Source organism: Novipirellula galeiformis, assembly GCF_007860095.1.
GTDB classification, from domain to species: Bacteria; Planctomycetota; Planctomycetia; order Pirellulales; family Pirellulaceae; genus Novipirellula; species Novipirellula galeiformis.
Genome location: NZ_SJPT01000002.1, coordinates 188,689 through 202,615, shown reverse-complemented (window position 1 = coordinate 202,615; position 13,927 = coordinate 188,689). Strand labels below are relative to the sequence as shown.

The following is a 13,927-nucleotide window of genomic DNA, read 5'->3' as shown; positions in this document are numbered from 1 at the left end:
GTAGCAGCGGATCGTGTCTTGCATCCCCCCTTGAACACGACAACGATCGCCCGGGATTCACGAGTGAGTGATCCCAGCGATCAAGACGTTGCTAGAAACGAAAACCAGCTCAATCGCGGCATCCGGGGAGACGCTTGCCGCTTTCTTTGCCGACGGCTACTTGTCCTCGGTGGCGTCCTCTCGGCGTGGCATGATGGGGGAATCCCAGCCAGAAAGGTCGAGCGGTTTGACGTTTTTACGATGCCCTTCAAAGCTAAACGTCGAAGGATCGTAGGGCCCCACAAACTCGACATTCAAGTCGTCGGTGATATTGTCTTCACTGCCCAATGCCCACAAACATCCATTGATCATCAACCGGCGAAATCCATCGTTAAGGATATCTTCGGAAGCACAGTAGGTGGTGGTGAAGACACGTCCTGCGGTTCCGCTTTCACTTTGGTAGGTGCGCACCCAGGCGCCCGGGCAAGGTTGTTTGTCTTTCGCAGGGGGAGAATCGTGAGCCATTCCTTGTAGGGGTTGGGCGTTAGCCAGCACAACGCAGTTCGCCTCGGGATCGGTCCAGTAGCCACCGGCTTGCACCCAAAGATCTTTGACCCCACGTAGGATGGGGTGGTCGGCGTTTTCAGGAACGATTTCCAAACGCGTACTCATCACATGATTCTTGCCGTAGTGACCGGCCCAAGTCTCCCCAAGCACTTGCCGACCAAAGCCCCCCTTCATCTCAGCGCCCTTGTACTGGAAATCGTACTTTGCAAACGGCGAGTCCGTGGGGATCTTGAACGCATGTGTACTGGTTCGTACTCCTACCACCGGACCGCCACGTTTCAGGTAATCGACGATCGGTTGCATTTGCGGAGCGGGAAAGTTTTGGAAGCGTAACCCGAAAACCAACAGATCGGCGGAGTCGATCACCTCGGTATGCGGCATGTGACTGTTGCCCGGCAAGATGAATCCCGTTTTCGGATCGAGATTAAATAGGACCGTGCATTTGAAACCGTGGCGTTTGGCCAGGATTCGTGCCAGAGCGGGCAAGGCTTCCTCGCTGCGGTATTCATGATCCCCCGCTAAAAAAACGAGATGCTTGCCTGAGCCGATCCCGCTGTCACCTTGGTAAACCAAAGGCCCATCTTCGGCAAAGCTGTGCTGAGCCGAGAGAAGAGCCACGCCTAGGGTGAACACCGCCAAAGCCGTTAATCGTTGTCGCATGAAAATTATCTCGTGAAAGTCATCGTGGTTCATCGGTCCGCACCATCATAACACGCGGCCTGGATCCATTTCACATCTGGATTTGAATTCCCGCGGAACCCAGCGATATCCCAGGGGTTTATTTGAGTGGCCCCCCAAATTTCTTCTTTTCTATAGGTGGTAATTGATGACTCAAGCGAAACACTTGTTGTGTGTAGAAACAACAACCACGCCCCCCTTCTTTCCCTGGAAACGTGTTGCCGGGATGCTCTTGATCACTGGCTCCCTGAGCCTGGCAAGCATCGAGTTTGGTCACGCACACCCCCCACGCGATCGAGACAGCAGCGAACGAGACGGCAGCGAACAGGCGGCCCGGGATCGCGGTCCGCGTGAGCGTGATGGCGAACGGCGAGGCCCTCGCGATCGAGACGCGCGTGAGCGGGGCGATGGGGACCGCGGACCGGGTAGACCTTCTCCTAAAGAGATGATGCAACGGATGCCAATTCTGGCTGCCTTGGATGCGGACGCAGACGGGACGATCTCCGAGGAAGAACTCGACAACGCATCCGCGGCGCTGCGAAAATTGGACAAAAACGAGGACGGATCACTGACGTTCGATGAACTGCGTCCGCAAGCAGATTTCCCCGGTCGTAGCCGCGAGGGTGACCGCGGTGATCGTCCACGTATGCGCCGTCCCGATTCCGATCGCGAAGGAGCCAAACGTGGCGATGACGCTCCCACTCAACGTGAGCGTCGGGACGGGGTCCCACCCGAGGCGAGCGAAAACCCTGAACGATTCGTCCGCATGATTTTCCAGCGGCGGGACGCCAACTCCGACGATGCGCTTACCGGCGACGAGATCCCCGAGCCGATGCGAGCACGTTTGGAGCGGATCGACAGCAACGCGGACCAATCGGTTTCGCGAGAAGAGCTGTTAACCGCAATGAAGCGAATGCGTGATGGAAATGGCCCCGACGCGAAAGGCCCACGCAACCGAGAGCGGATGTCGGGCCAAGGACAACCCCGCGCAGAAGAAGGCGGTAAAACTCCTCGCCGTCCTCCCTCCAAAAAGGACAGCAAGTCCGACAGCAAACCGGACGGAGAATCCGGCGACGAATAATCGATTCGATGGCCCCCCCGCCCCGAACGAGCTCAACCGAGTTCGTTCGGGTATGCCGATTTCGAATCGTTAACCAGCAACCTTCGTCATCGCTTGCTTCGCCACCGTGACGCAGTCGCGGATTTCGGCTAGCGGATTCTTGGGGTTCTCTTCGTATTCGAGCGAGAGCGCCCCGTTCGCGGGAAAGCCCACTTCGTCCAATGCGAAGAAAACCCCTTCGACATCGAGATGGCCTTGCCCCAGGATCACCCCCTTGGCCTTCTTTTTCATCTCGGCAAAATCCTTCAAGTGGATTCCGTACAAGCGTCCTTTGAGCGAGCGAATCACATCGGTCGCGTTCTCTCCCGAGCGAATGTAGTGTCCCAGATCGGCACAGGCACCGATGCGTTCGTCCCGCCCCTGGATCGCATTCAAAACATCGACCACCTTGTTGTATCGATGCCCAGGTCCATGGTTGTGGATCGCAACTTGCAGGTCGAATTCCTTGACCAACTCATCGAGATTGTCAAAGGACTCCGGCGCCGGGTCGGCGGTAATGGTGGGGATCCCCAACGCCTTGGCAAATTCGAATACCTTTCGGTTGGCAGCTTCGTCACCCCCAAAGCCATTCACCCCGTGAGAAGAAATCGAAAGACCGAGGTCAGCGACCTTCGATTTTATCGCTGCGATATCTTCCGCCGTTGTATCGATGGGCAACATCCCGCTGTAAAACTCCACTTGCTCAAAACCGAGGTTTTTAGCGTGTTGAAGTGCTTGCTCGAGGCTGTAACCACGGAGCGAGTAAAGCTGAATGCCAAGCTTCGCTCGGCTGGCGGGAGCCGCCAATGCGGTCGAGGGTAGTGTCGCTGCGGCTACCACCGTCGAACTGGCGGCCAGAAAACCGCGTCGCGTAAGAGTCAAAGAGGTCATGGGTGCAAGTGCTCCAAAAGATTAAGTGGATGGTGAAGACGAGAACGTCAATCACGACGCGGTCGTCGCAACAAGCGTTCGAGTTTACCAAGAGACTGTTAACACTCTCCACCGGGACAGGCGTTGTCCCTGCCCCGGTGAGTGCAAAACACCATTTCGTCAACGAATTATTTCGGTTTATGCTCGCTGTGACATGCTTTGCAGTTCGCTGCTTTGTTGAGCAGATTGGCTGCCGCGGCATCACCGTCGAGCATTTTCTCGCTTGCGTCGCGCAGCGCCTTGTTCAGCTTCTGCCAACTTTCGTCGCTGCCACGCGGTGGCTTCGTTTCGCTCATCGCGACAAGCATCGCATGCAACTCTTTCTTCTCGTCGTCGGACGCCTTTCCAGCGACAACCTTTTTGACGAGCGGGCCTTTGAAGCAAGCTTTCATGACCGCTTTGATCGAGGGTTTTTCCTCCGGTGCATCTTCTCCGATGGCTACGTTCGCGCCGACAATCGGTAAACAGATCGATGCTCCCAAAAGCATGCTGTAAACCATCGTGAAATTCTTCTTTCGTGACATAAGCTGGACATCTCGTTAAGCAAACCCAGAGAATAAAAACAAACGATCCCGCTAAGGTGAATCATCTGAGACGGGATTAGGTTAGACGATCGTGGGGCGCGCCGCCACAATCGGGGGTGCTTGGCCCGGCAATATTCCACCGTTCGTTTCGAAGTTCACCGCAGCGGCACATCATGCGTTGACCCTGTGGCAATCGTTTTGAAGTTCCACGTCTTTCATGCCTCCGACGCGTCCTGTCTCCTCTCCCAAAGACGTCCGTTTTGAAGTTGTAGTATCGCCGTATCGCAGAGCAAATCACAACCCGACGCGCAAACGCGGGACCAAGCCAAGAGCGTGATTCCCTCGCTGATGCGTCGGGTTATGAAAACACGCAAATTCAACGCGTTTAAGCGAAGGACAATCGATTTCGGCTCACTCCCTCGCTGACGATTCAGGTTGTGATTTCCCGAGGAAGAGACAAGATGGCTCCTTCAGAACGGCGGGCGCGACGCGGTCACTCCGCTGGCAAAAGAATTCAAGTCGCTTCGTGAACGGTCGCCGCCACCATCACGGTGTAGGGTGAACACGGAGGTCCCCGGGGCTCGCTTGGCAAATCGATCGGCTCGGTCGTCCTGCGATGCGTTCTTTCGTCAGCGACGAGAAACGGGCGTTGCGGAAGTGATTCCCTTGAACACGCGGGCTTGCACACGCGGGCTTGAACACGCGGGGACGTTTTTGGCAATATTCCTCAACTAGGAACAGGATCGGCTTATTGTGTCACGTCGTGTGGGCGCCCATAATAAGGGGCCTCACAGTGGCCGCCTGCAATCGATCCGCGATGCATTCTACCGAGCAAAGCCGATTCCCCATCCGATCAGGACCAGCCCTGCATCGTCCGCCCCCTTCGTCAAGTAGCAAGTGAACTCGACCGCCCCCGCAGGGATGGGCGTTGCATCGGTGCCCATTCCCTGATCGCCCATTCCCAGACCGCCCGTCCCGTATTCCATTACAAATCCAACCTATATCGACGCTCCGCTTTTAAAAGTGTGTCAGCCCACGGGAGCCTCGGCGCCGCCGTGGTTGACGATTGCGGAAGTTGCCATCGCTGTGGGGGGAAGCCGTTTTCACGTGGACGGCATTCCGATTTGGAGTCCCGCGAGCAATCAAACTTGATGCCCCCACGCATGTCGCAGCGCTGTAGTTTCGCCTCAGCCGAACATCGTCATTTCCCAATTTCACAGTTCGACGCGACATGGATGCCGCGTTCCCACTTCAAACGACAACGAGGCAGCGGTGGACGCTCTGACAATCTTCTGGTTTCTCTTCTTTACCTCGCTCGTGGGCGTGCTGACTTGGTGGCTGACTCGCAGAGACGATCACCAAAGTAGTTCAGGATATTTCTTGGGCGGTCGCACCCTCACATTCCCGCTGATCGCAGGCTCACTATTGTTGACGAACCTTTCGACCGAGCAGATGGTCGGATTGAACGGCGCCGCGTTCACCGACGGGTTGTGCGTGATGGTGTGGGAAGTCGTCGCCGTGGTCGCGTTGGTCTTCATGGCGTGGTTCTTCCTGCCCCGATTTTTGAAAAGCGGCGTGGCGACGGTACCTCAGTATCTCGAAATTCGTTTTGATCACCAAACTCAGGTGATCACCAACGTCATCTTCTTGGTGGCCTATGTCGGCATTCTCTTGCCAATCATTCTCTACACCGGTGCTCGCGGGATGCTCGATATCCTGAATGTGCCGAGCATGCTCGGATCGCTGCCGGAGACACTCAATGTCGATCGAGAGACGCTTTCGTTGGTGCTTATCGTTTGGCTTGTTGGGATCATCGGCTCGATCTATGCCTTGTTCGGTGGACTGCGAACCGTGGCCGTGTCCGACACGCTCAATGGCATCGGTTTGCTCGTCGGTGGATTGCTGATCACTTATTACGCGTTGAATATCCTGGGGGATGGAGCGGGAGTGTTCGCGGGTGCCGATTTGCTTTACTCCGACCAGAAAGATCGTTTCAATTCCGTGGGCAGCAATGCTTCATCGGTCCCCTTCGGATCGATTTTCGCCGGGATTTTTCTGCTCAACCTGTTTTATTGGACCACGAACCAACAGATCATCCAGCGGACATTCGGTGCGAGCAGTTTGGCCGAAGGTCAGAAGGGAGTGCTTCTAACGGGAGCCTTTAAGTTGCTTGGGCCTTTGTACCTTGTGGTTCCTGGGATGATCGCTTATTCGATGTTTGCGGGCGAGGACATCAAGGCGGACAAGGCGTATGGGTTGCTGGTCAATCGAGTGCTGCCGGGGCCGTTAACGGGATTCTTTGCTGCCGTGATGATCGGTGCAATTCTTTCCAGCTTTAACTCTGCGCTCAACAGTGCGTGCACACTGTTTAGTCTCGGGTTGTACAAAAGTGTCGCCAAACCGGATGCATCCGAAGCGACGATCGTTCGCTCGGGAAAATGGTTTGGCTGGATCGTCGCCATTGTGGCGATGACGCTCGCCCCCTTGCTCGCTCAAACGACCAGCATCTTCGGGTATCTGCAAAAAATGAACGGGATGTATTTCATTCCCATCTTTGCGGTCGTGATCGTCGGCATGTTGACCCGGCGGGTTCCCGCGATTGCCGCCAAGATCGGTTTAATTGCCGGATTCGTGGTCATTGCGGTCGGTTACTTCGTCAGCCCGTTTGATGCGATCGTTGCATCGGTCCACGATTTTCACTTCCTCGGCATGGTGTTCGCCTGGTTGGTCGTTTTGATGTTGGTGATCGGTGAGGTTCATCCCCGCGAGACCGAGTTCACGCAACAAGACGTTGGTGCGGTGAATATGACACCGTGGCGTTACGCGACCCCAGCGGGAATTGCCTTAATTGTGATTGTGATCGCGATCTACACCACGTTTGCTGACTTTAGCGTCCTGCTTCCACGCTCATAACGAGCGGCAATGTGATAGCGTCGAAACGAGAAATGCCGCGTGGTTCATTACAAACGCTGGCGCTATCCACGCATCATTTAAAGTGATGCAGTCATTGAGATTTGATTTACAATCGAAACAGGAATACCTGCGTTCAACTTAGCCCCCCCTTCGCTGATCTACCAAGTAGCTGGTTTTGAAAGAATAGGCACATCCGATGAACTTACAATCTTTCCTGATCTTTGCCGCGTTCACGATCGGCTTACACACGCTTGCACCGACTCCAATGCGTGCAGGCGTGACGGTTGGCGACTTTGACTCCATCAAGCTTTACACGTTGAAAAACGAAGCAGGCATGACCGTCACGGTGACTAACTATGGGGCGATCATTACCTCCATCCTCGTTCCCGACCGCGAGGGTAAGTTCGCGGATGTCGCGTTGGGGTATCACCGTGTTGAAGACTATATCAACGCGGTGGACAAGCCTTACTTTGGCGCCGTCGTCGGACGCTATGCAAACCGGATCGCCAAAGGAAAATTCACGATTGATGGTGAAACGTATCCGTTGGCCGTTAACAACGGCGCAAATCATCTACACGGCGGAGCGATCGGCTTCGACAAAGTGGTTTGGGATGCCAAGCCCATCGAAGGCGATGGTTGGTGCGGCGTCGAGTTGCACTACACCGCCAAGGACCGTGAAGAAGGTTACCCAGGCAACTTGAACCTGAAAGTCGACTACAAACTGACCAATGCCAATGAGTTGGTGATCGACTACGTTGCGACCACGGACAAAAAGACTCCAGTCAACCTCACTCAGCACACCTACTTCAATCTGCGGGGCGAAGGTAATGGGACGATTCTTGATCACGAATTGATGATCAACGCAAAGCAATACACGCCCATCGATGAAAGCATGATTCCGACGGGCGAATTGGCCGACGTCGGGGGCACCCCGTTTGACTTTAGTGCGTCCAAACCGATTGGACGGGATATTTCGACGGAGAACGAACAATTGAAAATCGGTCTCGGCTACGATCACAATTTTGTCTTAGCCAAAGGTGCCGACCCTAACGCGATGACGCTCGCCGCTCGATTGAAAGACCCGGCTTCGGGACGCCAACTTGAAGTCTTCACCACCGAACCGGGCCTGCAATTCTACAGCGGCAACTTTCTTGATGGTCGTTTGATCGGAAAATCGGGCAAGCCCTACGTCCAACGAAGCGGGCTCTGTCTCGAAACTCAGCACTACCCCGATAGCCCTAACCAACCGGCGTTCCCGTCAACGATTCTCTCGCCTGGGGATGAGTATCGGACGACCACGACATTCAAATTCTCAGCCGAATAGTCACTCGAGCAGGGTGGGGGAATCGAGCTTCGCTTGAATCCCCCCCTCCAAACCGCCATTGGACGCCCGCGTACAATGGTCTTGGGCGGCATGCACTTCCAACGCGCATTATCGCAGCCCTCAAATCTCTACTTCGTTACTTCGTTACTTCGTTACTTCGACCCCATGCTATCATGATTGCACGCCCGAACTTGGTCTTCTTCTCGACCGCGCTGTGGGTCACGATGTCAGTGTCGATCGCCGCAGAACCGACGCCCGATCGACCTAATATTTTGATGATTGCCATCGACGATTTGAACGATTGGGTCGAGCCTCTCGAAGGACACCCTGACGTGAAAACACCGGCGCTGGCAAAGTTGGCCCACCGCGCCGTCACGTTTACGAACGCGCATTGCCAAGCTCCCCTATGCAATCCCAGTCGAACTTCGATCATGACCGGTTTGCGGCCGACCTCGACGGGGGTCTATGGATTGGCGCCGTGGTTTCGCACCTTACCGGAGTTCAAGGCTCATGTGACGTTGCCACAATACTTTCATCAACACGGCTACCATACTCTGATCGGGGGCAAAATTTTTCATGGCGCGTATGGTCGCAATGGAAAGGCACCGCAAGAGTGTGATGTTTGGGGCCCCAACGCCAGCGTCGGCGCCAAGCCCGAGCAAAAATTGATCCCGCCCACCCCCAATGGCAACCATCCACTGATGGATTGGGGGACCTTCCCGCATCGAGATCAAGACAAAGGCGATTGGCAGGTGGCCTCTTGGGCGGTGCAGCAAATTGAATCAATGCAGGAGGAAAAACCTTTTTTTCTGTCGGTCGGCTTCTTCTTGCCTCACGTGCCATGCTATGCAACGCAAAAATGGTTTGACCTGTATCCCGAAGACTCCCTGACGATGCCGCCGATGCCCAGCGGAGATCGCAGCGACACACCAAAGTCATCCTGGTACCTCCACTGGAATCTCCCCGAACCACGTACCGATTGGCTCGCAGCGAACGATCAGCTGCGGCCGCTTGTCCGTGCCTATTTGGCTTCGATCAGTTTTGTCGACAGCCAAGTCGGCCGCGTTCTCGATGCGTTAGAGAATTCACCCTACGCCGACAACACCATCGTTGTCTTGTGGAGCGATCACGGTTACCACCTCGGCGAAAAATCGATCTCCGGCAAAAATTCGTTGTGGGCTCGTTCCACACGCGTGCCGCTGATCTTCGCTGGGCCTGGCATCGCGGCGAATGTAAAGTGCAACCAACCGGCGGAATTATTGGATCTCTATCCGACGCTAGCCTCCTTGGCTGGGCTGCCTCGTCCAAATGGCGTTCAAGGGATCAGCTTGGAACCGCAACTCAGCGATCCAACCACCCCGCGTGACCGCCCCGCGATCTGTACCCACAATGCTGGCAATCATAGTGTCTGTGACACGCGATGGCGCTATATTCGCTACCTCGACGGCGGCGAAGAGCTTTACGATGTCGCACAGGATCCCAATGAATTCGACAATTTGCTGGCATCCGAAGCGGGGCGGGCTGAGTTTGCAAGCGTGGTCCACAGGCTCCGTGCATGGTTGCCTAAGAACGAACGGGGCTTGGCCACGGGGAGTGCCCATCGCATCTTGGAACAACGTGCTGACGGCATCTACTGGGAAAAAAAGAAGATCGACATGTCGCGCATTCCTCAGTAAAGCAGCCAGAGTCCGTAGCAGAGCCCGCAAGGACAACACCTCTTTGGGACCAAGGTCCCCCACCCGATAAAAAAGCGCCCCACTCTCTCGTCGGTAGGCCGTCGTTCGCACAATCAGGAACGAGCGTTCAGGAACGAGCGTTGCCCCCTTCGCAACCGTCGCGAGGGTTGAGTGCCGATGTCGTGGACGTCGCATAACGCGGCGCGGCGATGGCGTCCCACAGGACGAGGTTGTGCCCGTGAAACTCGTCTATCCCCCCCCCGCGTGTCAAACCGTGACGGTTATTCCGGATTTGCCAAGACATTTGCTTGGTTGCACCTCCGCTGGGCCACTTTGACAGGCAGCGGCTGTTCCGATTATCCGATTTGAACCTGGGGATCAGATCGTAGCGAATGCTCGGACGATCGCGTGATTGCCTCTCCCCAATCTGGCCGACCTCGACCTTACGACGGTTTCTTTGAAATGCACGGAATCAAGCACGTGAAAATCGACTCATCTTGCGTCAACGCGAGTCGCCAACGCACTGCGCCGGCGAGAATTTCGGTGCTTGTGTTGTGTGTCCTGCTTTGCACATTGGTGATCGCCGATCGCTGGATGGCTTATCGTCAATCGAGCGTTTCGTTGCCACCGGCGAATGCACCGCATCGGCAAGCCAATCAAAACGCCAGCTCGAGCCCGGAATCGAGCGAGTTCAGTCGTGCAGCACCAACAAAGGAGAATGGCGTCGATTCGACTGCGCTCTCTCAAACCGAAGAGGCCGGCGATGTCATTCAATTGGTCTTAGCCGAAAACACGCCCCCCTCCAAAGACAGCCTGACTTCCGAAAACATGATCGAGCGTGAGCCCAAGCGTGCGGGCACCGCGAAGACATCCGCCAATGCATCCTTTGTGTTCAATCGTACTGCGGTTGAATCGAGTCACGATGGGTTCGCCACGAATGCAACGATCCCAGCCAAACTTGCCCGTCATCCGTCGATGGACAATCGGGTCACTCCGGTTTCCAATTCGCAGCCATCGAGCCTGCCGTTGTTACCTTCGCAGCGTGTGAAGTCTGCGAGCACGTTGCCCTACACCACTTCGATGGAGTCACAGCTGAAATGCCGTGAGTTACTCGATCAAGCGTCGCATGAATTTCGCGTCAAGGCTTGGTTATCCGCCGAGACCTCGACCTGGGCTGCATTGACGCAGGCGGTCGAAGGGATCCAGATTGCCAAGCGTGAAGCGTCCCATGAACTCGGTGATGACCGCGATCCGTTGCTCGATTTGCAACAAGCACGGGCCGCTTTGATGGAAGTTCGTGACTTTGCCGAACAGTCGACTTCGGCTAGCCAGATTGAGATGAGCACCATCGTTCGCTCGCATCGCACCAAAACGCTGAATGATGTCGACCTCGAAGGCATGTCATCGACCAAGGCGATTGAGGCTTATCTCGATGAAGCGAGACGAACGTTTGCGAAACTAGCCGGCGCCAGCGTCCAGGCAGCCGAAGCAATGGATCTCTTGGCAGCCATCTACCTGAGCCGTAACGACCCCAGCACGCTTCCCAGTAGCACGTCACTTTGTCTCCGCCGCGCCGCCCTCGAGGGGCAACCCCAGAACGCGACGTTGGCCACGAATCTCGGCACGCAGCTAGCCCGAGTTGGAATGTTGGTCGAGGCGCGTCGGGTCTTGGAACATTCCCTTGCGATCCAAAACGATCACCCAACGCAAGCAACGCTTTGGAAAGTTCTGCAGCAACTGGGCCAGAACGAACAGGCCGCGAAAATTCAAGCCGAACTGCAACTGGCGAACTATCCGACGACCGGATATCCCACACGCATTCGACTCCCTGAGGTAATCCAACTTAGCCCCGCCGAGTTTGCGGCGGTTTCCAATTCGGTGATGCCTGCGAATACGGGCCCTCCGCAAACCGGTAACCGCGTGCCCGCGACCGTCGCATCGGCAAGACTCGATCGCACGTCGAACCAGGCCGCGGAATCCACACGTCCCAACACGATCTACACCGATATGTCGAGCAACCGGCAACCCATTCCGCCATCCGCTGCGGATAACCAAGGCGAAGTCGAGGTCCAACCATCGATGATGCGTCGTACGTGGAACTCGGTACGCAATTTGTGGTAGCACGCCCCCGGAAAATACACGCTTCGCAAAACGGTCATTTTGAAATGCTACGATCTCACGCTTCTACCATGAACATGCACGAAATCACTCGGCAACAAAACCATCGCATCGGCATGCTTTATTTGCTGATCACGGGGATGGTTGCGGTGTTCTCAATCACCGCCCACGCTCAAGACCTTGACGCAGGGGTGTCGGTGATCGAAGCCGATACATCGCGTGAAAGGAATTTGTTGGCCGCCGAGGTCGAGCCGCAATCGAGCGATTGTGGTTGCCGGAATGTTCCCGGTGGCTATCCCTGTCGCGGAGAATGTCGCAAGTGCATGATGGGCGTCGATTGCCGTGATGGGAACGGTGCCGAAGCGAGGTGGGACGACATGCGGCGAATGCCGTTTGACGCCTATGGCCCTGGTGAGTACGCGGGCCCGTCGCGATTATCGCACCTTGGTGAATATCGCTTGCGTCCCGGCGATCAAATTCAAGCCTTCTACTTAGTCACACGTTCTCAGTCGTCCGGCCTCTACCGGTTGACGCCTGGTGATTCGATTTTGATCGAGTCGCTCGCGGATGCCGAATTGAACCGCGGAACGCTTGAGAACGGCTTGGTGATTCAGCCTGATGGAACCATCTCGGTTCGTTTGCTCGGGCAAATTCGAGTCACCGGCATGACGGTCGATCAACTGCGTGAAGTGCTAAATGACCGCTACATGAAGTACTATCCCAAACCGGCAATCGACGTAACGCCGGTTCGAACGAACACGCTCGCCGAAGACATTCGCGCCGCGGTCGGAGGTCTCAGTGGCTTTAGCCAACAATCGGCCACGGTCACCGTGATGCCCGACGGGAAAATCCGTTTGCCGGGGATTGGCGAAGTTTGTGTGCAAGGATTTTCGTTGAACGAATTAAAGAAAGAAATCAATCTCCGTTATCGCGAGATCGTCGTCGGACTCGACGTCGAACCAGTCTTAGCCGCCCAGGCTCCCCACTTCGTCCACGTGCTCGGTCAGGTTGGTAATCCAAACCGCATCCAGCTCGACGGTCCGACGACCGTGCTTGGAGCGATCGCCTCGGCCGGAGGCCATTTACCCGGTGGAAACCTCCGCCAAGTGGTGATTTTCCGTCGTGCCGAGGATTGGCGGATGATTTCGACCATGCTCGACCTGCAGGCTGCAGTGTACGGAAAACGCCCCACCCCGGCCGACGAGATCTGGGTTCGCGACGGCGACGTGATCATTATTCCAGAACGCTCGATTGTGCGATTCGACAATTGGGTTCAACAGGTGTTTACCAATGGCATTTACAGTTTGGTTCCGCCTGGAATCCAATACGACGTCAACTAGTTTTCGCCCCCGTTAGGCGGACCGTTGCGATACAATGGCTTCTTCATCTGGTGGCATCGATGCCACCGGAACCCAGTGTCCAAATCGTATCGTAGAGCTATCGATGAAAGTCTGTTTGCGTCCCGCCATCTTGTTCGGTTTCATGTCCGCCACATGCCTAGCGGCCCTAGCGGCGGGTGGCCAAGTCTACGCTCAAGAAACACCCCCGGTCGCCGAGGCGGTGAAAACGGATTCAGCGGCCAGCGAAGAAGCGGCCAACGAAACAGCGGCCAGCGAAGAAGCGGAAGTCGAACAGGATTCCCACACGCTTGCCGTCGAAGCGTTGCTTGAAGCGATGAACTTGAAGGACACGACCGAGCAAATGGTCGACCAGATGTTGTCGATGCAGATTCAGCAGCAACCCCAAATGGCGGCCTTTAAGGATGTGATGCAAGCGTTTCTTCATAAACATCTCTCCTTTCAATCGCTCAAGCCCGAGTTGGTGAAACTGTATAAGAACGAGTTCACCGAGCCCGAAATCAAAGAGCTAACCGCTTTCTACAGCACGCCCGTGGGCAAGAAAGCGATCGAGAAACTGCCGACGCTTTCTGCCGCCGGGGCTCAAATTGGAATGCAACGGGTGCAAGCCAACATGGGCGAACTGCAGCAAGCGATTCTAAAGCGTCAAGCCGAACTGCAACCTAAGGAATTGCAGCCTAAGTAAGTCGCCGTCAATGCGAGGTGAAGTTGCCGTGCCTAGCCCCACGGGCCTGGCTAGGCAAACCTCCCGAGGCTTTGCC

11 protein-coding genes are annotated in these 13,927 nt (G+C 55.8%); 7 read left to right on the top strand and 4 right to left on the bottom strand.

The genetic code is table 11. From position 1 onward, the window contains the following. Positions 1 to 156 precede the first annotated feature (156 nt). Positions 157 to 1,206: a ThuA domain-containing protein gene (locus tag Pla52o_RS05935; RefSeq protein ID WP_146593693.1), complete on the bottom strand. Its 1,050-nt coding sequence runs from the start codon at positions 1,204 to 1,206 to the stop codon at positions 157 to 159. A gap of 166 nt (positions 1,207 to 1,372) precedes the next feature. Here Pla52o_RS05935 and Pla52o_RS05930 point away from each other — a divergent pair, with 166 nt between their 5' ends. After that, positions 1,373 to 2,305 carry a hypothetical protein gene (locus Pla52o_RS05930; RefSeq protein ID WP_197169033.1) on the top strand — a complete coding sequence of 311 codons (933 nt, stop codon included), beginning with the start codon at positions 1,373 to 1,375 and terminating at the stop codon, positions 2,303 to 2,305. Between the two features lie 69 nt (positions 2,306 to 2,374). On the opposite strand, the gene Pla52o_RS05925 is transcribed toward Pla52o_RS05930, so the two are convergent. The 3 genes from Pla52o_RS05925 to Pla52o_RS26670 all read right to left on the bottom strand — a co-directional run bounded on the left by Pla52o_RS05925 (position 2,375) and on the right by Pla52o_RS26670 (position 4,763). After that, positions 2,375 to 3,214 (bottom strand): sugar phosphate isomerase/epimerase family protein, encoded by an 840-nt coding sequence (locus Pla52o_RS05925; protein ID WP_146593692.1) that lies wholly within the window; start codon positions 3,212 to 3,214, stop codon positions 2,375 to 2,377. Between the two features lie 167 nt (positions 3,215 to 3,381). Further along, on the bottom strand, positions 3,382 to 3,777 hold the full coding sequence (locus tag Pla52o_RS05920) for a hypothetical protein (protein ID WP_146593691.1): 396 nt from the start codon (positions 3,775 to 3,777) through the stop codon (positions 3,382 to 3,384). An 824-nt stretch (positions 3,778 to 4,601) separates the two neighbouring features. Further along, positions 4,602 to 4,763, bottom strand: a complete 162-nt coding sequence (locus Pla52o_RS26670; protein WP_197169032.1) for a hypothetical protein — start codon at positions 4,761 to 4,763, stop codon at positions 4,602 to 4,604. Between the two features lie 286 nt (positions 4,764 to 5,049). Between Pla52o_RS26670 and Pla52o_RS05915 the strand changes: the two genes are divergently transcribed. From Pla52o_RS05915 to Pla52o_RS05890, 6 genes are all read left to right on the top strand, one after another. Beyond that, on the top strand, positions 5,050 to 6,690 hold the full coding sequence (locus Pla52o_RS05915; protein ID WP_146593690.1) for a solute:sodium symporter family transporter: 1,641 nt from the start codon (positions 5,050 to 5,052) through the stop codon (positions 6,688 to 6,690). A gap of 196 nt (positions 6,691 to 6,886) precedes the next feature. Beyond that, positions 6,887 to 8,014: an aldose epimerase family protein gene (locus Pla52o_RS05910; protein WP_146593689.1), complete on the top strand. Its 1,128-nt coding sequence runs from the start codon at positions 6,887 to 6,889 to the stop codon at positions 8,012 to 8,014. A 173-nt stretch (positions 8,015 to 8,187) separates the two neighbouring features. Continuing rightward, positions 8,188 to 9,690 carry a sulfatase gene (locus Pla52o_RS05905; RefSeq protein ID WP_146593688.1) on the top strand — a complete coding sequence of 501 codons (1,503 nt, stop codon included), beginning with the start codon at positions 8,188 to 8,190 and terminating at the stop codon, positions 9,688 to 9,690. 480 nt (positions 9,691 to 10,170) lie between these two features. After that, a complete protein-coding gene (locus tag Pla52o_RS05900; protein WP_146593687.1) occupies positions 10,171 to 11,811 on the top strand; it encodes a hypothetical protein in 1,641 nt (546 codons plus the stop codon). 68 nt (positions 11,812 to 11,879) lie between these two features. Then, a complete protein-coding gene (locus Pla52o_RS05895) occupies positions 11,880 to 13,148 on the top strand; it encodes a polysaccharide biosynthesis/export family protein (protein ID WP_231612129.1) in 1,269 nt (422 codons plus the stop codon). Positions 13,149 to 13,182: 34 nt separating this feature from the next. Beyond that, positions 13,183 to 13,851: a DUF2059 domain-containing protein gene (locus Pla52o_RS05890; RefSeq protein ID WP_146593686.1), complete on the top strand. Its 669-nt coding sequence runs from the start codon at positions 13,183 to 13,185 to the stop codon at positions 13,849 to 13,851. The last annotated feature ends 76 nt before the right edge of the window (positions 13,852 to 13,927 follow it).